General features: G+C 68.4%; 19 protein-coding genes and 2 pseudogenes. 7 read left to right on the forward strand and 14 right to left on the reverse strand.

Annotated elements, in window-relative coordinates; all coding sequences use genetic code 11:
* The first annotated feature begins 8 nt into the window (after positions 1 to 8).
* Complete coding sequence (locus tag ACWDEW_RS46170; protein WP_450521961.1) at positions 9 to 896, forward strand: SMP-30/gluconolactonase/LRE family protein; 888 nt, start codon at positions 9 to 11, stop codon at positions 894 to 896.
* A gap of 5 nt (positions 897 to 901) precedes the next feature.
* Here the strand turns inward: ACWDEW_RS46170 and ACWDEW_RS46175 are convergent, their stop codons facing one another.
* On the reverse strand, positions 902 to 1231 hold the full coding sequence (locus ACWDEW_RS46175) for a hypothetical protein (protein ID WP_450521963.1): 330 nt from the start codon (positions 1229 to 1231) through the stop codon (positions 902 to 904).
* Positions 1232 to 1467: 236 nt separating this feature from the next.
* On the opposite strand from ACWDEW_RS46175, the pseudogene ACWDEW_RS46180 reads away from it, so the two are divergent.
* The 3 genes and pseudogenes from ACWDEW_RS46180 to ACWDEW_RS46190 all read left to right on the forward strand — a co-directional run.
* Positions 1468 to 1704, forward strand: a pseudogene (locus ACWDEW_RS46180) (iron-containing redox enzyme family protein); the annotation flags it as partial.
* 189 nt (positions 1705 to 1893) lie between these two features.
* Positions 1894 to 2070, forward strand: a complete 177-nt coding sequence (locus ACWDEW_RS46185; protein WP_450521965.1) for a hypothetical protein — start codon at positions 1894 to 1896, stop codon at positions 2068 to 2070.
* Between the two features lie 153 nt (positions 2071 to 2223).
* On the forward strand, positions 2224 to 4293 hold the full coding sequence (locus ACWDEW_RS46190; protein WP_450521967.1) for a galactose-binding domain-containing protein: 2070 nt from the start codon (positions 2224 to 2226) through the stop codon (positions 4291 to 4293).
* A 566-nt stretch (positions 4294 to 4859) separates the two neighbouring features.
* Here the strand turns inward: ACWDEW_RS46190 and ACWDEW_RS46195 are convergent.
* Both ACWDEW_RS46195 and ACWDEW_RS46200 read right to left on the reverse strand, forming a co-directional pair.
* Positions 4860 to 5345 carry an IS3 family transposase gene (locus ACWDEW_RS46195; RefSeq protein ID WP_450521969.1) on the reverse strand — a complete coding sequence of 162 codons (486 nt, stop codon included), beginning with the start codon at positions 5343 to 5345 and terminating at the stop codon, positions 4860 to 4862.
* 42 nt (positions 5346 to 5387) lie between these two features.
* Positions 5388 to 5966 (reverse strand): TetR/AcrR family transcriptional regulator, encoded by a 579-nt coding sequence (locus ACWDEW_RS46200; RefSeq protein ID WP_450521971.1) that lies wholly within the window; start codon positions 5964 to 5966, stop codon positions 5388 to 5390.
* 87 nt (positions 5967 to 6053) lie between these two features.
* Between ACWDEW_RS46200 and ACWDEW_RS46205 the strand changes: the two genes are divergently transcribed.
* Positions 6054 to 6935, forward strand: coding sequence for an SDR family oxidoreductase (locus ACWDEW_RS46205; protein WP_450521973.1), 882 nt, complete (start codon positions 6054 to 6056; stop codon positions 6933 to 6935).
* Between the two features lie 24 nt (positions 6936 to 6959).
* Here ACWDEW_RS46205 and ACWDEW_RS46210 read toward each other — a convergent pair.
* Positions 6960 to 7175: pseudogene (locus ACWDEW_RS46210) on the reverse strand (nuclear transport factor 2 family protein); the annotation flags it as partial.
* Positions 7172 to 8170 (reverse strand): NADP-dependent oxidoreductase, encoded by a 999-nt coding sequence (locus ACWDEW_RS46215; RefSeq protein ID WP_450521975.1) that lies wholly within the window; start codon positions 8168 to 8170, stop codon positions 7172 to 7174. The gene ACWDEW_RS46215 and the pseudogene ACWDEW_RS46210, both read right to left, overlap by 4 nt.
* Positions 8171 to 8291: 121 nt before the next feature.
* Here ACWDEW_RS46215 and ACWDEW_RS46220 point away from each other — a divergent pair, with 121 nt between their 5' ends.
* Entirely contained in the window at positions 8292 to 9167 is an 876-nt protein-coding gene (locus tag ACWDEW_RS46220) for a LysR family transcriptional regulator (RefSeq protein WP_450521977.1), read from the forward strand.
* 69 nt (positions 9168 to 9236) lie between these two features.
* Here the strand turns inward: ACWDEW_RS46220 and ACWDEW_RS46225 are convergent, their stop codons facing one another.
* Complete coding sequence (locus ACWDEW_RS46225) at positions 9237 to 9476, reverse strand: PAS domain-containing protein (RefSeq protein WP_450521979.1); 240 nt, start codon at positions 9474 to 9476, stop codon at positions 9237 to 9239.
* Between the two features lie 331 nt (positions 9477 to 9807).
* Between ACWDEW_RS46225 and ACWDEW_RS46230 the strand changes: the two genes are divergently transcribed.
* The gene (locus ACWDEW_RS46230; protein ID WP_450521981.1) at positions 9808 to 12501 is read left to right on the forward strand and encodes an RICIN domain-containing protein; all 2694 of its coding nucleotides are present in this window, start codon (positions 9808 to 9810) and stop codon (positions 12499 to 12501) included.
* Between the two features lie 134 nt (positions 12502 to 12635).
* On the opposite strand, the gene ACWDEW_RS46235 is transcribed toward ACWDEW_RS46230, so the two are convergent.
* The 8 genes from ACWDEW_RS46235 to ACWDEW_RS46270 form a co-directional block, all read right to left on the reverse strand.
* Positions 12636 to 12920 carry a hypothetical protein gene (locus ACWDEW_RS46235; RefSeq protein ID WP_450521983.1) on the reverse strand — a complete coding sequence of 95 codons (285 nt, stop codon included), beginning with the start codon at positions 12918 to 12920 and terminating at the stop codon, positions 12636 to 12638.
* Between the two features lie 462 nt (positions 12921 to 13382).
* On the reverse strand, positions 13383 to 13715 hold the full coding sequence (locus ACWDEW_RS46240) for a hypothetical protein (RefSeq protein ID WP_450521985.1): 333 nt from the start codon (positions 13713 to 13715) through the stop codon (positions 13383 to 13385).
* A gap of 18 nt (positions 13716 to 13733) precedes the next feature.
* Complete coding sequence (locus tag ACWDEW_RS46245; protein ID WP_450521987.1) at positions 13734 to 16874, reverse strand: RICIN domain-containing protein; 3141 nt, start codon at positions 16872 to 16874, stop codon at positions 13734 to 13736.
* A gap of 52 nt (positions 16875 to 16926) precedes the next feature.
* A complete protein-coding gene (locus ACWDEW_RS46250; protein WP_450521988.1) occupies positions 16927 to 17937 on the reverse strand; it encodes an aldo/keto reductase in 1011 nt (336 codons plus the stop codon).
* A gap of 22 nt (positions 17938 to 17959) precedes the next feature.
* Entirely contained in the window at positions 17960 to 18997 is a 1038-nt protein-coding gene (locus tag ACWDEW_RS46255; protein WP_450521990.1) for a PfkB family carbohydrate kinase, read from the reverse strand.
* Positions 18985 to 19623 carry a bifunctional 4-hydroxy-2-oxoglutarate aldolase/2-dehydro-3-deoxy-phosphogluconate aldolase gene (locus ACWDEW_RS46260; RefSeq protein WP_450521992.1) on the reverse strand — a complete coding sequence of 213 codons (639 nt, stop codon included), beginning with the start codon at positions 19621 to 19623 and terminating at the stop codon, positions 18985 to 18987. Before ACWDEW_RS46260 ends, ACWDEW_RS46255 begins: the two co-directional genes overlap by 13 nt.
* Positions 19620 to 20381: an SDR family oxidoreductase gene (locus ACWDEW_RS46265; RefSeq protein WP_450521994.1), complete on the reverse strand. Its 762-nt coding sequence runs from the start codon at positions 20379 to 20381 to the stop codon at positions 19620 to 19622. Before ACWDEW_RS46265 ends, ACWDEW_RS46260 begins: the two co-directional genes overlap by 4 nt.
* Positions 20378 to 20920, reverse strand: a 543-nt coding sequence (locus ACWDEW_RS46270; protein ID WP_450521996.1) for a zinc-binding dehydrogenase, incomplete at its 5' end; no start/stop codon positions are given. The genes ACWDEW_RS46265 and ACWDEW_RS46270, both read right to left, overlap by 4 nt.

The following is a 20920-nucleotide window of genomic DNA, read 5'->3' on the forward strand; positions in this document are numbered from 1 at the left end:
TACTGATCATGACATCTACGTCAGCACCGGCGGCGATCGTCGTAGACGGAGCGTACGAACTCGCCGAGGGCGGTCGCTGGGTCGACGACCAGTACGTGTACGTCGACATCCTCAGCGGTCGGCTCTTCGAACTGCGCGACGGCACCGAACCGGCGGCTGTGCGCCAACTGGCCCGGCTCGACGTGCCGTTGGGAGCCGTCGCGCCGGTCGGCGACCGTCCGGGAGTGTGGATCGCCGCCGCGGGCACCGGCATCGCACTGCTCGCGCCTGACGGCACTCTCGAATGGCTGGACCGGCCCGAGGACCGCACCCCGGTCCCCAGCCGGATGAACGACGGCGTCGCCGACCCCGTCGGCCGCTTCTGGGCGGGCAGCATGGCCTACGACGGCACCCAGGGCGCGGGCTCGCTCTACCGGACCGACCCCGACGGATCGGTCGTACGCGTTCTCGACGGCCTGACCATCGCCAACGGACCCGCGTTCACCGCCGACGGGACGATCATGTACCTCGCCGACACGGCCGCGGGCACCGTCTTCCGTTGCCGCGTCGACCCCGTCTCCGGCGACCTCGTCGGCGGCCTGGAGACCTTTGTCCAACTGGGTGAAGGCGAGGGCAGCCCGGACGGGATGACCGTCGATGCCGAAGGCTGCTTGTGGGTCGCGATGTGGGGCGCGGGCACGGTGCGTAGGTACCATCCCGATGGCCGCCTGCTCCACACCGTGACCGTCCCCGCACCACACCCCACTTCGGTGTGCCTGCATCCCAGCGACTACCGCCTCTACGTCACCACGGCCCGGTACGGGGTGAAGAACCCGACCGCCACCTCCGGCGCGGTGCTCAGCCTTCCCGTACCGGTCAAGGGAACGGCGGCCTGCTCCTGGCGCGGCAGCCGCTGAAACCGTCATCCCTTGATCGCTCCGGTGAGCACACCGGTCCTGAAGTGCTTCTGCATAAACGGGTAGACGACGAGCAGGGGGACGAGGGTGAGAACGACCACGGCCATCTGCAAGGACAGAGGAGCGGTCTCGGCGTGGGTGTTGCCGAAGCCGCTGTTGACGGAGCCCGGCAGCCCGTTGCCGCGGTTCACGTAGGTCAGCAGCACGTACTGCAACGGCCACTTCTGACTCTCCGTCGGCATGTAGAGCATGACGTTGAAGAAGGCGTTCCAGTAGCCGACGGCGTAGAACAGCGTGATGACCGCGGTGACGGCACGGGAGGTCGGCAGGACCACCGACCACAGCGTCCGCCAGTCACCGAGAAGGTCGCGATGGGCGAACTGGTCGTGACGGTGGGGGCGAGCGCGACTGACCGGATCGGATCCGCCGTCGTGGCTGTTCCTGTCGTCGATGCGCCACCGACCCGCGTGGTGCTGACCTGGCGGCAGGGCGTCCCGGCCGCGACGCGTGACGCATTCGTGCGTACGGCCGAGAGCGTGGCGGCAGGGATGTGGACCCCTCAGCCGAAGGCGAAGTCGATCCGCACGCCAGGGTCATCCCGCGACAGACCGGACGCGCGAAGGCCGCGATAGTGGCCGTGGAGTACGACGAGTTCGGCGCCGGACGGGCCGAGCGCATCCATGCCCGGCTGTTCGCCGACCTGATGACGGACCTCGATCTCGACACCACGTACGGGCGCCATGTCGACGCGGCCGGCGCGGAGATGCTGACGAACGTCAACCTCATGTCCCTGTTCGGACTCCACCGCGGTCCGTGCAGGTCGGCCCGCCTTCGCCGGCTTCGTTTTCGCTGAGGACATGGTCGTTGATCGGTAGCCGTCGGACCTCACAACAGCATCCAGTTCCTCGAACTCCAGTGCCATGAAGCTCCATTCGGCCCGGTAGATCGCCAACTTTTCGGGGGATGATCCGGACGTCGGACCCGGATCGACGCCGACGTGCTGCGCGACCGGGCGGCCCGCGAACTCGCTGTCGAGACGGCCTTCACCAGCTTCTACGGCATCGGTTACCTGTGCGTGTCCGCCCACGTCTACAACATCCCTGCCGACTGCGAGTACTTCGCCGAGCAATGCGTCCCCGTACTGGGTGTCTGGGCCCAGAAGTCCTGCCGCTGAGACGGCAGTTCGGGAGTTCCGCCGCGGAAAGATCAGCCTAGGCGTTCCGGACGCTTGACTCGGCAGGCACGCGGCCCGATCCTCGTCCCAGGTATTGCGCGGGTCATGACAACCTCAACGGTCGGTCAACCGCGTCTTCCCGCCGACTGAGGGATGTGGGTTTTGACGCCGCTTCGACGCTCGTACCGCAGACGCAGGCACGCCACCATGCTGTCGCTGCTGCTCCTGGTACTGGCCATGGCCCTCGGGCCCACCCCCAGTTCGGCGGCCGGAAACGACTGGTGGATCCCGACCGCCCGCCCCGCCCCGGACGTTCAGATCAACGTCACCGGCGAGCCCTTCACCGGCACCAACTCGGCAGGAGAGGTACAGGGGTTCGTCGACGCGCACAACCACCTTTTCGGCAACGAGGCCTTCGGCGGTCGGCTGATCTGCGGCAAGGTCTTCTCCGAGGCCGGTGTCGCCGACGCCCTGAAGGACTGCCCCGAGCACTACCCCGACGGCACCCTCGCGATCTTCGACTACATCACCCACGGGGGCGACGGAAAGCACGACCCGGTCGGCTGGCCTACCTTCAAGGACTGGCCCGCGTACGACTCGATGACCCACCAGGCCGACTACTACGCCTGGGTGGAGCGGGCCTGGCGCGGCGGACAGCGTGTGCTCGTCAACGACCTGGTCACCAACGGCATGATCTGCTCCATCTACCCCTTCAAGGACCGCAGTTGTGACGAGATGACCTCGATCCGGCTGCAGGCGAAGATGACCTACGCGCTCCAGGCGTACATCGACAAGATGTACGGCGGCACCGGCAAGGGCTGGTTCCGGATCGTCACCGACAGCGCGCAGGCGCGGCAGGTCATCGAGGAAGGCAAACTCGCCGTCGTCCTCGGGGTCGAGACCTCCGAACCCTTCGGCTGCAAGCAGATCCTCGACATCCCGCAGTGCAGCAAGCAGGACATCGACAAGGGACTCGACGAGCTCTACTCCCTCGGCGTCCGCTCCATGTTCCTCTGCCACAAGTTCGACAACGCGCTGTGCGGCGTCCGCTTCGACTCCGGCGGCCTCGGAACGGCCATCAACGTCGGCCAGTTCCTGTCCACCGGCACGTTCTGGCAGACCGAGAAGTGCACCGGCCCGCAGCACGACAACCCCATCGGGAGCGCCACGTCCGAGGCGGAGTCGGACCTGCCGGCCGGCGTGGACGTCCCCTCGTACGACTCGAACGCGCAGTGCAACAAGCGCGGCCTCACCGAACTCGGCGAGTATGCCGTGCGCGGCATGATGAAACGCAAGATGATGCTGGAGATCGACCACATGGGTGTCAAGGCCGTCGGCCAGGCGCTGAACATCCTGGAGTCGGCGTCCTACCCCGGCGTGATCTCCTCGCACAGCTGGATGGACCTGAACTGGACCGAACGGGTCTACGCCCTCGGCGGCTTCGTCGCCCAGTACATGCACGGCTCCGAGGGCTTCGTCGCGGAAGCCGCCCGGACCAAGGCACTGCGCGACAAGTACGGCGTGGGCTACGGCTACGGCACCGACTTCAACGGCATCGGCGACCATCCCGCCCCGCGGGGCGCGGACGCCGCGAACAAATTGACGTACCCCTTCAAGAGCGTCGACGGCGGGTCCGTCATCGACAGGCAGACCTCCGGCGAGCGCACCTTCGACCTCAACACCGACGGCGCGGCCCACGCCGGGATGATCCCCGACTGGATCGAGGACATCCGGCAGGTCGGCGGCCAGGACGTGGTGAACGACCTGTTCCGGGGCGCCGAGTCCTACCTGGACACCTGGCGGGCCACCGAACAGCACCAGGCCTCGGTGAACCTTGCCAAGGGGCAGCCGTCGACGGCCAGTTCGTCCGAGTCGAACCCGTTCACCAGCTACCAGCCGGGCCGAGCCGTCGACGGCGACGACGCCACCCGCTGGGCCAGCGACTGGAGCGACGACCAGTGGTGGCAGGTGGACCTGGGCTCCACCCACCTGGTCTCCCGGGTGACCTTGGACTGGGAGCGCGCGTACGGGAAGTCGTATCGCATCGAGCTCTCCACCGACGGCACGAACTGGCAGACCGCCTGGTCCACCACGAGCGGCGACGGCGGCCTGGACACGGCCCGGTTCACTGGGACTCCGGCCCGCTACGTCCGGGTCCACGGCCTCGATCGCGGAACAGACTGGGGGTACTCGCTGTACGAGGTCGGGGTCCACAGCGCCTGAGCAGAGGCCGACGGACGGCACGCACGCCGTCCCTCACGCGCGACCGCCCCGACGAGCTCCGCCTTCGCACGAGCGGTTCGTCACGGCCCTCTCCTGGCATGTTTTGCGGAGCGGTCGCGCCGCACCCCGAGCCATTCCGGCGGACCGCGGCGATCTCCACCGGGGCGATCCACAACGATCCGCGGCCGGCCGGCCCCTTCGACGGCGATGCGGCGGGGCGCGGAGGCGTCACGAGAGCCCTCGGTGACCTGATGCAGGCCGCGAGAACCTTTCCGGCCCGGTGCAGCGCCTTCCGGTGGCCGAAGAGCCCGGGGAGTCCTCCGGTGTGGATGAAGATGGTGCGCTCACCCGGACGGATGTCCCCCTCACGCACGGCGGTGACGAGACCGGCCATGGCCCAGGGGCATTGCATGATCGGGATCTGTCCGGGTTCGTCACATGAGGCCGAGGGTTCGTAGGGGCCGAAGGTAGTCGCGGCCGGTGTGGTGGAGAGCGGCGGCGATGTTGGTGCGGCCGTCCTGGCGGAAGACGTTGATGAGGTTCCCTCGGTGTGCGGGAGGTGCTGATCAGCTGGTCAGGGTGGGTTGACGGGGTTTCAGGTTCGTTCGTTTGGCCGGTGCCTGGTCGGCGTAGTGCTTCTCTTCGAACTCGACCGGATTGAGGGAGCCGAGCCGTTTCTGGATGCGCCGGGAGTTGTAGAAGCCGTCGATGTACTCGAACAGCGCGAGGTGCACCTCGGCTCGGGTGGCGAAGACGCGCCCGCGGATGCATTCGGTCTTGATGAGCATCCACAGGTTCCCCGCGAGGGCGTTGACGCTGATCGGAAAATCGATGTTCGGGAGGGCAGGCGGCAGCATCCGGGCCGCATGCGGATGGGATGACGGTGAGACGGGCCGGTCGGCCAGAGCGTCGAGCCGATAGAACAGGGGCGCGATGACCGGTGCGGCGTTGATCTTCTGTCCGGCGCCCCGCAGACGCCAAGCCCAGCATCTGTTTCCGAACCTGTTGCGGCAGGTACAGCCATGTGGCGCGGTGCGGGGCGCGGCAATCACGGCGCCGACTGGGCCAGGTCTGCCCCAGTCAAGCGGTATCGATCAGCCCAGCGACGCGGTTGCCGCGCGGAGGTCTTCGAGGGCTGCCAGCGCATGTGGCGCGAGCCCTTCTGTGTCATCGCGGTCGCTTTCGGACCACTGGGCGTAGCCGCGCTTGAACGCGAGGACTCCCAGCTCGCCCGCGAGGTGCGCGGTCGGGTCGGGGACACCGCGGGCGATGAGTGCGGCTGTCATGGCGGCTGCGAGGCCGACGCTCTTGAGGGTGTCGCGCTCCTGGAGTTCGGTGCTGGCTGCCACGGCGGCTTTGATGCGGGGGCCGAGTTCGCGGTTCGCCGGCCCCATGGCGCTCGATGCGCGCACGAGGCCGGCTGCCACGGCCTGGAGCGGGCTGGCGCTTGCCGGGGCTTCGGCGATGCCGTCGGCGAGCAGCCTGCTGAGTGTCTCCTGGCCGGCGACCAGCAGCTCGCGCTTGTCGGAGAAGTGCCGGAAGAAGGTGCTCTTGGTGACGCCGGCGCGCTCGGCGATCTGCGCCACCGTGGTGGCGTCGTACCCCTGCTCGGTGAACAGGTCGACGGCCGCGACGACGAGTCGCTGGGCCGCCCCTGGTTGCCATCTAGCCATGAGGCCAGGATAGGTGATGGGACACCTGTCCCGTCACCGGTGTAAAGTCAGTGACGGGACAAGAGTCCCATCACTTGAGGGAGAGCCATGCACGTCTTCATCACCGGCGGTACCGGCACCATCGGCTCCGCCGTCGTCGCCGAACTGCTCGGCAACGGCCACACCGTCCTCGCACTGGCCCGCTCGGACGGCTCCGCACAGGTCCTCGAGAGCGCCGGCGCCAAGGTGCTGCGAGGAGACCTGGCGGACCTCGACGTCCTGCGGTCCGGTGCTGCGCAGTGCGACGGCGTGATCAGTCTGGCGTTCGGACGCGACTACAGCAGCCCGGACGCGCTCGCGCACGCCATCGCCGAGGAGAGCGCCGCTGTCGCCGCGCTGGGGCAGGAACTCATCGGCAGCGACCGCCCGATCGTCACGGTCTCGGGTACGCCGTGGGTTCCGGGCCGTGCCTCCACCGAGGCCGATCCGCTGCCGACCGACGGACCGGTGGGCGGTCGGGGCCGTTCGGTCACGGCGCTGCTGGATCTCGCCTCGCGCGGTCTGCGCAGTATGGCCGTCCGCATGCCGCGCACGGTCCACAATGAGGGCCGGGGCGGATTCGCCGGCCTGCTGGTCGACGCGGCGCGCCGTACCGGGGTGGCCGGTTACCCGGGTGACGGCACCCAGCGTTGGCCGGCCGTGCACGCGCTCGACGCAGCGGTCCTGTTCCGTCTGGTCCTCGAGTCGGCACCCGCCGGGACGTCCTGGCACGCCGTCGGCGACGAGGGCGACGCGGTGCGGGACATCGCGACAGTCATCGGCCGACGACTGGGCCTGCCGGTCGAGGAGGTTCCGGAAGAGGACTTCGGCCCGTTCGGCCCGATCTTCGCCATGGACCAGCCGGCCTCCAGCGCCCACACGCGCGATGCTCTCGGGTGGCAGCCGACGCACTCCAGCCTCCTCAAGGACCTGGAAAACATTCAGCCTTGAGGCACGCCCGTTTACGACGTTACCCAGGTGGTGCCGCACCCTTCCGGTCTGGGACGCGTGCCCGTCACGGATGAAGTCGAGCACCGCCGCGCGTCCGGCGACCGGGCCGAGCACCCCCTGTCCGGGCATCGTGAAGGTCCAGGTGGTGTCCTCGGTCAGGACCGCTTCCAACTCGGCGACATTCAGCTCGTCCAGGGCATGGGCGTAGTGCGCCACCGCCTGCTGGAGGTCGGCGATCACGAGACCACCGTCAGCACGATCTTGCCCTGGATGTGGCCCTGCGCGGCTCGCGCGTGTGCGCTGCCCGCTTCGGAAAGCGGGTAGGTGCTGTCCACCCCGACCTGGAGCTCGCCCTCGTCGAACAGGCGCCCGATCTCGGCGAGCTGGGGGCCGTTGGAACGCACCTGAATGTTCGAGACGGTGATGCCCAGACGCGCCGTCTCTTCCGGGTCGTACTGGGCGAAGAACACCGGAAGCATGGTGCCGCCGCGCTTGAGCACGGTCAGGAAACGGGAGCTGTCCGGGCCACCGACGGTGTCGATCACCAGGTCGACGCCGCTGACCACGTCCGCGGCCTGCGTCCTGGTGTAGTCGATGAACTCATCGGCGCCGAGCTTGCGCAGGAACTGCTCGTGCCGGCTTGAGGCCACCGCGATGACGTGTGCCCCCTTCCATTTCGCCAGCTGCACCGCGGAGTGACCCACTCCACCAGCGGCCCCGTTGACCAGCACGGTCATCCCTGGCGTGATCGGCACCGGCTGGTGCACCTGGCCGGTGAAGGGAGACGGCACGTCGTGGCCGAGATCAACCAGGTACTGCCAGGCCGTCAGCAGGGCCATCGGCGCCCCGGCCGCCTCAACGTGGTCGATACCGGCCGGCTTGTGAGCCAGGTCAGAAGCCGGCGCGGCCACGTACTCGGCGTACGTCCGGCCGTCGAATCCCGGGAACCGCAGCATGCCGAAGACCTCGTCACCGACGGCGAACCCGGACACGTCCGGAGCGACCGCCTCGACCACGCCCGACATGTCCGTTCCGGGGATGAGGGGGAACTCCAGCACCGGCCTCATCTCGGCCGGCATGACCTTCATCCCCTCACGCAGGTACCAGTCCGGCGGGTTGATGCCCACCGCGTACACCCGCACGAGCACCTCGCCCGGACCGATCTCGGGAACCGGCACCTCGTCGTACCGCAGAACTTCCGGCCCGCCCGCCTCGTGGAACTGGATCGCCTTCATCGCGCCTGTCGCTTTCTCAGGGAAACTTTGCTCCTTCAGTCAAGGCCTCGGACGGCATGGCCGTCCAAGACCCTTTCGGCAACCGGTCATTCCGAAACAGCATGACGCGTACCCTGCAACGGTGAACGATCTCGGACAGGACCTGGAACTGCGGCTGGTGCGCTACTTCACCGTGGTGGCGGCGCACCAGCATTTCGGCCGGGCTGCCGCCGACCTGCACGTAGCCCAGCCGGCGCTGAGCCGCCAGATCCAACGGCTGGAGAAATATCTCGGCACACCACTGCTGGATCGCACCCCCCAGGGCACCCGGCTCACTCCGGCCGGCCAGACATTCCTGCCTCAGGCCCAAGCCCTGCTGCAGGCCGCCCGCCAGGCCGAACTGGCCGTCCGTGAACAAGCCCGGACCGAACGAATCACCATCGGCTATGTCGAAGACCTGGTGATCACCGCCGCCGTACGGGAACTGCGCCGCCGTCACCCAGACGCCGCGATCGCCACCCGGCATCTGAGCTGCCGCGACGTCGGCGCACTGTCCGACAAGGGCGTCGACGCCCTGATCGCGCGGACGCCGTTGCCGCTCGCCGCCGACAACGTGTCGACGACCCTCCTGTACGAGGAGCCCCGGATGCTCGTGGTCCCCCGCAGCCATCCCTGGGCCGACCGCGCGTCGGTGACCGCGGAAGAACTGGCCGACGAAGAGGCGGCCCCGTGCGCGTTCGAGACCCAGGACTGGACGTCCTACCGGATCCTCGGGGCCGGCGTGCCACCGATTGAGAGCTACGAGGACAAGCTCGAACTCGTCGCGAGCGGCAGGGCGATCGCCGTCCTACCGGTCGGCGATCGGCGCAGCTCACTGCGTCCCGACCTCGTCACCGTCCCGATCGAGGGTGCTCCCCCCAGCCGGGTCGTCCTGGTCGGCCGCAAGGGCGACCCGAATCCAATGATCAGGAATCTCCGGCTGGCTGCAAAGGCCGTCCTGGCCGCCCCGTCATGCTGACCGGAACCAGGCCGGGTGATGACCATGGGCGGCAGGTCTACCACGGCCTCCGAGTAGAGACCCGCCAGCTCATCGCAGGCTGAACACCGCTCGACGCAGGAACTGCCCGTCTTGTCGCCAACTGCTCTCGGGAAACGACAATGGCCTGTGCTCGCCTCGTAGAGGGTGCTCGTCCGGCGTGTGCCCCAGCAGTGCCCGGGCGCCGGCGCTCCACGCCGTGACGTTCAGTTCGGCATCGATGACCACCGCGAAGTCCTCGGGTGCTCCGGTGCCCTGTACCGCACCGGAGACGGCGGACTGGTTGTCCATGGGACGACCCACTCTCGTTTCCTGCCATGACGCCGGACCCGCCGTTACCACACGTCACGGGCGGTGCGTCCAGCGTCCCCTCCCTGGCGCGTCCGGCTCAACCGATGTCCACGCCAGACAAAATGAGTACTACTTATAGATGCCCTGTCGGTGCTGACAAATACTAGCGGTTTCGTCGGGTTGATCGGGACGTTAATCGCATCTGCCTGCTGTGTTGCAAGGGCTGGCGCCATGTCAGCGGAAAATGTGCCTGCCTATCGTCTTGACGCGGGCAATGAGTCGCCCCGATAAATGCAACTTATGAGCAGCGTTGCTCGGAGAGGACACCCGCATGAGACCCCTACGCATAGGCTCCGGACTGGCCAAGGCACTCGCGGCCGGAGTCGTAGTCTTCGCAACCCTGGTGCCGGTCCAGTCGGCGCAAGCGGCCACGACGAACTTCTACGTCGACCCCACCGGCGGTAACGACAGCAACTCCGGAACCAGCACCACCGCCGCCTTCAAGACCATCCAGGCGGCCCAGGCCGCCGTCCGCGCCGCGAACACCAACATGTCCGACGACATCGTCGTGAACCTGCGCGGCGGCACCTACAACCTCACCAGCCCGATCACCCTGGGCACGAGCGACTCCGGCACGAACGGCCACACGGTCGTCTACCAGGCCTACAACGGCGAGACCCCCGTGATCAGCAGCGGCCGGTCGATCACCGGATGGACCACCGCCTCGAACGGCGAGTACAAGGCGTCGGTGGGCAGCCTCAACTTCCGTCAGCTGTACGTCAACGGAGTGCGCGCCACCCGCTCCCGGTACCCCGACCTGGGCTCGGACTTCCAGCTCCAGGGCAGCGACAAGACCAACAAGGTGCTGCAGGTGCTCAGTTCGCAGATCTCCAACTGGAGCAACCTCAGCCAGACCGAGATGGTCCTGGAGTTGCAGTGGGCGGAGAACTACCTACGGCTGAAGTCGTTCACCACCGCGGGCGGCACCGCCAACGTCTCCATCCAGGACCACGAGGCCGGCATCCTCTTCCAGCGGCCCTTCCCGGTCCTGTCCAACGGCTCCCCGCTGCACTTCGAGAACGCCCACGAGTTCCTCAACGAGCCGGGCGAGTTCTACGTCGACACGGCCGCGCAGACGGTCTACTACAAGCCGCGCTCCGGCGAGGACATGTCCACCGCCACCGTGCAGGCACCCACCCTGCCCACGCTCGTGGAGGTCAAGGGCACCAGCCTCGACGCCCCTGTCCACGACCTGCGCTTTTCCGGCATCACCTTCGCCCAGACCACCTGGATGGAGGCGACCAACAACGGTCTGCTCAACGGCCAGGGCGGCCTCTTCAACGTGTCGGCCGACTCCTCGAACCACCAGTACGCCGACCGTCCGCCGGCCGGGGTGCACGTCGCGGACGCCGACCGCGTCTCCTTCACCGGGAACACCTTCACGCAGATGGGGGCCACCGCCCTCGATCTGCATCACGGCGTCCACGACAGCAGCGTGACCGGCAACGTCGTCTACGACATCGCGGGCAACGGCATCATGGTGGGTAAGTTCTCCGACCCCACGGTCGAGTACCACACCATCTACAACCCACCTACGTCCCCGGCGGGTGAGGACGCCCGCGAAGTCGTCAAGAACGTCACCGTCAACGACAACCTGATCACACGGATCGGCGAGGACTACCTGGGCACCGCCGGCATCAACGCGGGCTTCGTCAACAGCACCACCATCAACCACAACGACATCAGCGACGCCCCGTGGGCCGGCATCTCGCTGGGCTGGGGCTGGCAGTCCGCGGCCAACGCGGAGGGCAACAACAGCATCAGCTACAACCGGATCGGCAATGTGCTGAACCGGCTGTGCGACACCGCCGGCATCTACCACCTCTCCAACGACCCGGGCACCGTCATCAACGGTAACTACGTGCACGACGTGGTCCGGAGTCCGGCCGCCTGCGGTTCCGCGGTGGCGGGCGTCTACCTGGACGAGGGCTCCAACAACATGACCGTCTCCAACAACGTGCTGTCGCACACGGACGGTTTCATCAACCAGAACGTCAACGGCAGCAACGTGACGCTGTCCGGCAACGCGACCTCAGGCACCTCCGTGATCCAGGCCTCTGGGCTGGAGCCCGCGTACCAGTCCCTGGCGGCGAGGATCAACCTCGCCTACAACAAGCCGACCTCTGCCTCCTCGGTGTACGGTGCCGGCAACGTGGCGTCCAAGGGCAACGACAACGACAGCTCCACCGGGTGGTCGCCGACCGGGACCGACACCTCGGCCTGGTGGCAGGTCGACCTCGGCCAGGCCTACCAGCTCGGCCAGTACTCCCTGACGATGCGCCAGGACATCGACCAGCCCGAGACGCGCGGCAACTTCGAGATCCGTGCCTCGAACGACCCGTCGTTCGCCACCTACACCGTGCTGGGACGCCAGGGCGCCACGACGCTGCCGATGGCCTCCACGCTGACGGGGAACATCGACGTCCGCCAGAAGTTCCGCTACGTGCGGGTCGCCAAGACCGACGGCGCCTACTTCTTCTTCTCCGACTTCAGCGTGCAGCAGGCCGGCGGCGCGCTGGAGGACGCGACCGGAACACCGAACGTCAACCCGTCGACGTACTACACCATCAAGAACGTCAACAGCGGCCAGCTGGCGGACGTCTACCAGGCCTCCACCGCCGACGGCGGGAGCGTCGTCCAGTGGCCGGCCAACAGCGGCACCAACCAGCAGTGGAACATCGTGCAGGTCAGCGGCCAGCTCTACAAGATCGTCAACAGGAACAGCGGCAAGGCCCTCGACATCAGCGGCTCAACTCACTACAGAGGGACCAATCTGGAGCAGTACACCTACAACGGCGGCAACAACCAGCTCTGGTACTTCGAGCCGACCAGCGGCGGATACCTCATCCGCAACTTCGAGACCAAACAGGTCCTGGAGGTCAGCGCCGCCTCGACGGCCAACGGTGCCGCCATCGACCAGTGGATGGCACTGAACCAGTCGAACCAGGCCTGGACGATCCAGTGACGGCATGACGCGTTAAGGGTCAGAAGACGGCGGGGCCGGAAAGCCATGGCTTTCCGGCCCCGCCGCCACGTGCCGGCTGGTGACGCGGGAGAACGTCCACTGCTGGTTGGTGCTGCCCCGGTCGGTGTACTGGATCAGCGCGGCACCGTCAGCAGCGGAGGCTCCGGGGACGCCCGGCGACCTTGCCGCTGCGCACGCTGACGCACCGGTAGGCACGAGTGGGTGGGCGCGATCGTGTAATGCACGGAGCCCACATTGACGTAGCCGGTGTTGTTCGGGTTGTGGGTGTACAGGCCGATCCGGTCGCCGCGGCAGCCGCCCCAGGTGAGCTGGTACGTCCTGCCAAACGCAGTGAACGCGCCGCCGTCGAAGCTGTAGGAGAACCTGCTGACGCCGTTGACGTCCCACGTGGTACGCAACCACACGGCGTGCTGTGTGACGGCCGGCTGTCGGTGAGGGTGCCGCCGACGTTGTGCGCGATCGTGGTGGTGTTCCCGGTGCGCCGCACGCCCAGGCCTGCCTAGGCTGCCGCGTAGTGGCACAGTCCGGCGTGCCGGCCGTCGGCAAGACGGGCCAGTTCCATGCGGACGGTCACCGTGCCCAGGCCACCGGGCGCAGCGCCCGCTGGGTGAGGGTGTTCCCCGCCTTGGTCAGGATGTCGCCGGCCGGCGGTGCGAACGCCTTCAACCGCAGCTGGCCGGGGCATTCGGTCGGCGACCAATGGCCCGGTGCCGGTCAACTGGTCGCTCGTCACCACGGCGGGAAGCACGCCGGCCGGCAGCCCGGTGTGCCGCCTGTGGGCACCCGGCCCGTCCACACCATGGTGTCCAGGCCGTCCGCGCCCACCTCACGGCCCGGGATCGGCCAGCCGTCCACCCAGGTCACCCGCAGAAGGGACAGCGGACGCCCCTCCTGGTCGCCGTGGCCGTGGTGTGTCCGAAGTACCAGGTGCCGTCCGGAGTCTGCACCAGGCCGCCCTGGTTGGGCTCGCGGTCCACCGCGGTGTTCATGTGTTCCAGCTGCCGGGTCTCGAACGGGCCGGGGAGCCTGGAGCTGTCACTTGCCGCCGACGGCGCGACTGCCGCTGCTCCGCCAGGTGACAGCAGGCCCGGCAGCAGTAGCGCCCCGGTGCCGACCGCGGCGAGTCGGCCGAGCGGCCGCAGGGACGGCGCGGGGACGGCGCCGGTCCAGGTTTGGCCGGCACCGTCCCTCACACCTTCTTTGCTCGCGGATCAGTCGACGTTGACCACCTTCCACAGCTGGCTGTCGGCGTTCGTGTCCGTTGTCTGGGCGAGTTGGGTGCCTCCCGAGGACACGTCGAGCACCTTGCCGCTGTTCACGTTCTTGATCTTGTAGTAGCCGTTTCCGGTGGCGACCAGTGTCCAGTGCTGGTTCGCGGCGTTGGTGTCGGAGGACTGGATGACGGTCGCGCCGTCCGTGGTGGAAGCACCGCTGACGTCCATGAGCAGAGCACTGTTGCGACTGACGACCTTGTAACTGCCGTCACCCACCGGGACGAAGCGCCAGTTCTGGTTCCCGGCTCCGGAGTCGGTCCACTGGATGATGTCGGCTCCGGCGGTCAGCGATCCGCCCGACACATCGATGGCCTTCTTGCTGCTCTTGTTGACCACCTTGTAGTTGGCGTTCGTCGCGGGGAACTGGATGGAGGCGAACGCGTCCAACGCGCAGACGGCGCTGGAGGCGGCGGTGTTCTTCGTCCCGGTGCACACCACCCTGATTGTGTGCGGGCCCGCGGCCAGATTCGTCTTCTCGAACAGCGGCACCTGCTTCGTCACCGTCGGGGCGTAGGCGTCGATGCCCGCCTGGGCCAGGGTGCCGTCGATGTAGACGTCCACCTTGCCCATGTTGGGCTGCGTCATGCTCAGGTACCGGACGCCCGTGCCGGTGAAAGAGAACTCGGCGTAGTCGCCCGCGGTGCTCGTGACCTTCTCGGACCCGTTCATGTCCTTCGTGTCGTTCCAGTTCGACCAGTTCCCGGAGTAGGTCACGCCCGCGGCCTTGTCGTCGACGTGGCTCCAGCGCTGCCGCACGAGGGCCTTCGACGCGGGGGACGCGTTGCCATGGGCGTCCACGAGGTAGAGCCGGTAGTCACCCGCAGTCTGCGGGACGCGGATGCTCGTCGAGGTCCCGCTTGCGCTGGTCCTGGTGGGGCCGGCGGCGAACGCCGTCGTACCGGCGGGAGCAAGCCACAGCGTCTTGGTCGCGTCCTTGGGGCTGCGCACCGGAACGGTCATCACGCCCGTACCGGCGAACGTGCTCGCGGGCAGGGTGTAGTCCTGGAGAGCCACTCTGCTCTGGGGGACGAGGTTCTTGTACGCGTCCTCCAGACCCGCGTTCAGGGCGATGCCGTACGCCTGCGACGGCCACACGTTGTCCCCGTAGCCCCGCACGTCCGTGATCGTGCTGTTCGGAACGCTCCTGCCGGCGATCTTGTTGACGGTGCCGTAGTTGTTGGTGAGGGTCAGGTCGTGCTGCCGGCCCCAGGTACCGGAGTTGATGGCGTAGTACACGCCCGGGTCGACGTCGAGCACGTTGTCGTGCTCGTTGATGAAGGCGGAGCCCTCATCGGGGTGCAGGCCATACTTGTGGCCGGCCGGAACGCCCTTGATGTAGTTGTTGCTGATCTCCGTTCCCGGCTGGCTGCCCAGCGTGTAGATGGGAGCGGAGTCGCCGAGCACCTGCATCGTGTCGAAGATCTCGTTGTACTTGATGGTGTTGTTCTTCGCCGTGGCGGTCGGGTTCCCGGGATTGACGGAGTTCGTCGAACCGTCGAAGTTCCACCAGCCCCAGCCGAGCGTGATGCCCGCCCACGGGGACTTCTCGATCCGGTTGTGCTGCACGGACAGGGAATCGACGAAATACGCCGACACCGGGCTTGACCCCTCGAACAGCACCGCGCTGTCGTAGAGGTAGTTGTCCGTGACGGTGATGTTCTTGCAGAGGCCTTCGACGTTCACCGGGTACTTCTCGTTGTTCGTCGAGGTGTAGTCACCGATGTACACGTGCTGGGGGTGTCCCACAGTGATGGCGGACCCGGCGATGTCGTTCGTGACGTTGCCGGTCAACTGCGTGTCCGTCACGTCGTTGGCCAGGGTGATTCCGTCGGCGCCGGTGTGCTGCACCGTGTTGCCCTGCAGGACGATCCCGTCGGCGTTCTCGATCTGGACGGCCGCGGGCGGCAGGTCGACGTTGCGGTAGGTGTACGCGTGGAAGTTCTTCCTGGCGTACACGTCGGTGCTGGCGTTGCCCTGCTGGCCCTGCCGGAAGACGGAGCCCGCGACGTCGACCAGGTTCCAGTCGGAGTGCTCGATCGTGAGCCCGGAGAACGTGATGTTCCGCGCATGGTCGGTCGTGGACGTGCCGGCGACGTGGATGAGGGTGGAGAGGTTGTTCGGCGCGAAGACCTGCGCCGTCGTCATGTCATCGGAGCTGGACCTGTAGTAGTAGACCGTGTGCGTGCTCTTGTCGAAGTAGAACTCGCCCGGCTGATCGAGGAACTCGAACGCGTTCATGATCGTGTGGCTGCCGCTGCCTGCGACGAAACCGGCGTACGCCGATCCCTGGGCCATGGCCGCGCCAGGCTGCTGGAACAGGGCCACGCGATGGGCGCTGTCCGAGCTCGTGGTGATCTGGCGGACTCCGACGATGGCCGTGTTCCAGGTGCTCACCGACTTGATCTCGACGTCGTCCTGGTTGGACGCGATGGCGGGCAGATCGGAGAGGCTGTACTTGGCTCCGTCGCACTGCGAACCCGACTCCCAGGCCCACGGAGCCTGGCCTGCCGTGACGCTGTAGGTCCCGTAGCATCCGGCCGAGTTGATCGTCTTCGACGCCATCTGAGCGCGCTTGCCGTTGACATAGAGCGCGCGGAGCTTGTCGTCCCGGTTGAGGGTGGCCTTCCAGATGTTCCCGCTGTGCTGTGTCCAGCCGGTCACCGGCACGCCGCCGTCCAGCACCGGCTTCTCGTTCTGGTAGGCGGCGTACACGACATGGTGGCCGTTCGTTCCGGAATCGGCCGACGTGAAGTCGATGGTGCTGCCCACCGGGTATGTACCGCCCCGGAGAAAGACGTTGATGTCCCCGGTCATGTCGCTGTCGACCGTGCGCACGACGTCCCGCGCGTGTTGCAGGGTCTTGAACGGCGCTGTGATCGTGCCCGCGTCGGAGTCGTCACCGCTGGGGGAGACGTAGTAGGTGGCCTGGGTCGCGGCCGAGGCGGGTGTCGATGTGGTGACGGAGGCCAGCCCGGTGGCCGAGAGCGCCATCGTGAGCGCTGCCGGGAGGAGGCGCAGGCCGCGTGCGGCTGGGTGTCTGCCCCTCTTCGGGGTGCTGGCATTCGGGAACGTGAACATGGGCGGCTCCAGAAGGTGCGTCCGGACAACGGCTGCGGTGCCGCCGTGCCGGTCAGGAACGGCGGGGGCGCCGCTCCTCGTCTGCGATGGGCACGTCGGCCCTGATGAGGTCCTGCGCGCGCAGTTCGTCCCAGAGCCCGTCGGGGACGCGCCGGGCGTGCAGTTCGACGTTGCGCCTGACCTGCTCCGCGGTGCGCATGCCGAGGGTGACGTTGATGACGGCGGGGTGTGTGCGGGGGAAGGCGATGGCGGCGGCGGGCAGGGTGGTGCCGTACCGCTCGCAGACATCGGCGATGGCCATGGCCCGCTGCACCAGGTCGGTCGGGGCGGCTTGGTAGTCGTATTTCATGCCTTCGGCGGGCCGGTTCTGGGAGAGGAGGCCGGAGTTGAAGACGCCGACGGCGACGATGGCCTTGCCGTGTTCTTGTGCGGTGGGCAGGACGTCGTCGAGGGCGGATTGGTCGAGGAGGGTGTAGCGGCCGGCGAGCATGACCAGGTCGGCGGCGGTTTCGCGCAGGAAGCGGGTGAGCAGGGCGGACTGGTTCATGCCCGCGCCGATCGCCCCGATCACGCCCTGCGCGCGCAGCTCGGCGAGGGCGGGCATGGCGTGGTCGGCGGCTTGTTGCCAGTGGTCGTCGGGGTCGTGGAGGTAGACGATGTCGAGGCGGTCCAGGCCGGTGCGCTCCAGCGTGTCCTCGAGGGAGCGCAGGACGCCGTCGCGGCTGAAGTCCCAGTGTCGGCGCAGGTCGTCGCGGACGACGAACCCCTCGGTGTCGACGCCTGTCGGGTGGTCGTTGGGGACGAGGAGGCGGCCGACCTTGGAGGAGATGACGTACTGGTCGCGGGGTCGGTCGCGCAGGGCGGCGCCGAGGCGGTGTTCGGAGAGGCCGAGGCCGTAGTGCGGGGCGGTGTCGTAGTAGCGGATGCCCGCGTCCCAGGCGGCGTCGAGGGCGGCGGAGGCGACATGGGCGTCGGTCACCCGGTAGAGGTTGCCGATCACCGATGCGCCGAAGCCCAGTTCGGTGACCTCTACGGGGGTGCGAGGGATCTTCCGGCGGCGCAAGATGTGCTCCTGAGAGGGTGGTTCAGCGTCGGACGTGTGCCGTGGCGCCTGCGATGAGCGCTTCGACCTCGGTGAGGGTGGCCATGGAGACGTCACCGGGCGTGGTCATGGTGAGGGCGCCGTGTGCGGTGCCGTAGGCGAGGGCGCGTTCCAGGGAGTGGCCGGTGAGCAGGCCGTGGATCAGTCCGGCGGCGAAGCCGTCGCCGGAGCCGATGCGGTCCAGAACCTGCAGACCGGGCATGACGGGGCCGGTGACGTAGCCGGTGTCGGCGGACCAGGCTGCCGAGGTCCAGTCGTTGACGCCCGCCGAGGGCACCTCGCGCAGGGTCGTCGCGAGGACTCTCGCGTCCGGCAGCAGGTCGGCCACGGCGGCGAGGGCGTCCGGCACCTCGGTCGCCCCGAACCGCACGGCGCCCGGATGCTCGCCCGCCAGGCCCAGGGCGCCCACGACGACGTCGGCGTGCCGGGCCAGCCGGAGGTCGGTCTCCCGGGCGCGTTCCGGTCCGCCCCGGTCGGCCCAGATGCTGGGGCGGTAGTTGGGGTCGTAGGAGACCACGAGGCCGTGCCGGCGCGCGGCGGCCATCGCCTCGTCGGCGACGTCGGCGGTGGTGTCCGACAGACCGGCGAAGATGCCGCCGGTGTGGAACCAGCGCGCTCCGGCCGAGAACACCGTGTCCCAGTCGACGTCTCCCTTGCGCAGCTGGGAGACGGCGGTGTGGGCGCGGTCGCTGACGCCGAGGGCGCCGCGGATGCCGTAGCCGCGTTCGACGAAGTTGAGACCGTTGCGGGCGGTGCGGCCGATGCCGTCGTCGGACCTCCAGCAGATCATCGAGGCGTCGACCCCGCCCTGGAGGATCAGGTCCTCGACGAGGCGTCCGACCGCGTTGTCCGCCAGGGCGGTGACGACGGCGGTGCGCAGTCCGAAGCAGCGGCGCAGTCCACGGACGACGTTGTACTCGCCGCCGCCCTCCCACACCTGGAAGCTGCGCGCGGTGCGGATGCGGCCCTCGCCGGGGTCGAAGCGCAGCATGACCTCGCCGAGGGCGATCACGTCGGCCATGGCGTGCTCCGTTCCACCGCTCCGGCGGTCAGTCGGCGGATCTCCGCGTAGTCGCCGTTCGCCAGGAGGGCGGGGGTGGCCATCCAGCTTCCGCCGACGGCCAGTACGGCGGGTTCGGCGAGGTAGCCGCGCAGGGCGGCGGCGTCGATCCCGCCGGTCGGCATGAACCGCACCCCGGGGAAGGGAGCCGCGAGCGCCCGGAGCATCGCCGTACCGCCGAGCGGCTCGGCGGGAAACAGCTTGACCGTGTCGAGGCCGGCCCGCAGGGCGCTCATCACCTCGGTCGCGGTGGCCACGCCGGGGAGCACAGGAACCCCCAACTCCCGGCACCGGGAGATGACTTCGTGGTCCACGCCGGGCGAGACGACGAAGCGGGCCCCCGCCGCCACGGCCCGCTCGGCCTGCTCGGCGGTCAGCACCGTTCCGGCGCCGACGACCAGATCGCCCTGGGCGGCCATCGCCTTCACGACCTGTTCGGCGTCGGGGGTGCGGAAGGTGACCTCCGCGCAGCGCGCACCTCCCGCGGCCAGGGCACGGGCCAGCGGGGCGGCCGTGGCGGGGTTGGGCACGGTAAGGACCGGCACGAGCCGCGCCTCGGCGAGCAGGTCGGTGAGGTCGGTGGTCATCTGCCCAGCCATCCGCCGTCGACCGGAAGGACGGCGCCATGGACATACGCGGCCGCGTCCGAGGCGAGGAAGACGGTGGCACCCGCCAGGTCGTCCGCGCTGCCCCAGCGCGCGGCCGGAATCCGGTCCAGGATCGCCTTGCTGCGGGCCGGGTCGTCCTGGAGGGCCTGGGTGTTGTCGGTGGCGATGTACCCCGGCGCGATGGCATTGACATTGACACCGTGCGGCGCCCATTCATTGGCCAGCGCCTTGGTGAGACCGGCGATGCCGTGCTTGGCGGCGGTGTAGCCGGGGACGGTGATGCCGCCCTGGAAGCTTAGGAGGGAGGCTGTGAAGATGACCTTCCCTCGGCCGCGTGCCACCATCGACGCGCCGACCGCCCGGGCCAGCGCGAACTGGGCACTCAGATTCACCTGGAGAACCAGATCCCAGTCCGCATCGGTGTGTTCGGCTGCGGGAGCCCGGCGGATCGTGCCCGCGTTGTTGACCAGGATGTCCACCGGACGTTCCCGGCTCGCGAGATCCGCGCCCAGCGCCCGGACCGTCTCGGGATCGGCGAAGTCGGCGCGGATCGCCTCGAAGCTGCGCCCGGCGGCGGTCACATCCTTCTCCACCGCGCTGCCGGACCCCTCCAGCGAGGCGCTCACCCCGATGACGTCCGCGCCGGCCGCAGCGAGCGCGCGGGCCATGGCCCGTCCGATGCCTCGCCGGGCCCCGGTGACGACAGCGAGCCGTCCGGTGAGGTCGAAGGCGTTCATACGGCGGCTCCCTGGGTGTCGTCGGTGCAGTCCACCAGGATCTTCATCACGTTTCCGCCGCTCTCCAGCGCCTCGAAGGCGGCCGGTGCCTCGGTCATCGGCACGATCTTGGTGATCAGGCGCTGGGCGGGAATGGTGCCGTCGGCGACCAGGGTGACGGCCTGCTCGAAGTCGCCGCGGTCGTACAACCGGGCCCCGATGAGGGTGAGTTCGCGCCAGAAGAAGCGGTGCAGGTTGATCTCGCGGGGCCGTGGGTGGATGGCGACCAGGCACAGTCGGCCGCTCACGCCGAGGACGTCGACGGCGGTGTCCACACCGCCCGCGGCTCCGGAGACCTCGAAGGCGACGTCCGCTCCCGCGTCGCCGGTCCACTGCCGGACCAGCTCGGCCAGGTCCTCGGCGGCCGGGTCCCACACGGTCAGCCCCAACTCCTCGGCGAGCAGCCGCCGATGGGCGTTCAGCTCCACCACTCGGACGTCCGCGGCTGCGGCCTGGGCGACCAGGGCGATGAGGATGCCGACGGGTCCGCCGCCGACCAC

It is taken from the genome of Streptomyces sp. NPDC001100 (genome assembly GCF_053598575.1).

What these genes read in the sequence shown, in the direction of transcription:
- ACWDEW_RS46225 (WP_450521979.1), bottom strand. Translation starts at nt 9,476, where the DNA reads ATGGACAACCAGTCCGCCGTCTCCGGTGCGGTACAGGGCACCGGAGCA.
- ACWDEW_RS46170 (WP_450521961.1), top strand. Translation starts at nt 9, where the DNA reads ATGACATCTACGTCAGCACCGGCGGCGATCGTCGTAGACGGAGCGTAC.
- ACWDEW_RS46245 (WP_450521987.1), bottom strand. Translation starts at nt 16,874, where the DNA reads ATGTTCACGTTCCCGAATGCCAGCACCCCGAAGAGGGGCAGACACCCA.
- ACWDEW_RS46215 (WP_450521975.1), bottom strand. Translation starts at nt 8,170, where the DNA reads ATGAAGGCGATCCAGTTCCACGAGGCGGGCGGGCCGGAAGTTCTGCGG.
- ACWDEW_RS46190 (WP_450521967.1), top strand. Translation starts at nt 2,224, where the DNA reads ATGTGGGTTTTGACGCCGCTTCGACGCTCGTACCGCAGACGCAGGCAC.
- ACWDEW_RS46260 (WP_450521992.1), bottom strand. Translation starts at nt 19,623, where the DNA reads ATGACCACCGACCTCACCGACCTGCTCGCCGAGGCGCGGCTCGTGCCG.
- ACWDEW_RS46205 (WP_450521973.1), top strand. Translation starts at nt 6,054, where the DNA reads ATGCACGTCTTCATCACCGGCGGTACCGGCACCATCGGCTCCGCCGTC.
- ACWDEW_RS46265 (WP_450521994.1), bottom strand. Translation starts at nt 20,381, where the DNA reads ATGAACGCCTTCGACCTCACCGGACGGCTCGCTGTCGTCACCGGGGCC.
- ACWDEW_RS46200 (WP_450521971.1), bottom strand. Translation starts at nt 5,966, where the DNA reads ATGGCTAGATGGCAACCAGGGGCGGCCCAGCGACTCGTCGTCGCGGCC.
- ACWDEW_RS46255 (WP_450521990.1), bottom strand. Translation starts at nt 18,997, where the DNA reads ATGGCCGACGTGATCGCCCTCGGCGAGGTCATGCTGCGCTTCGACCCC.
- ACWDEW_RS46230 (WP_450521981.1), top strand. Translation starts at nt 9,808, where the DNA reads ATGAGACCCCTACGCATAGGCTCCGGACTGGCCAAGGCACTCGCGGCC.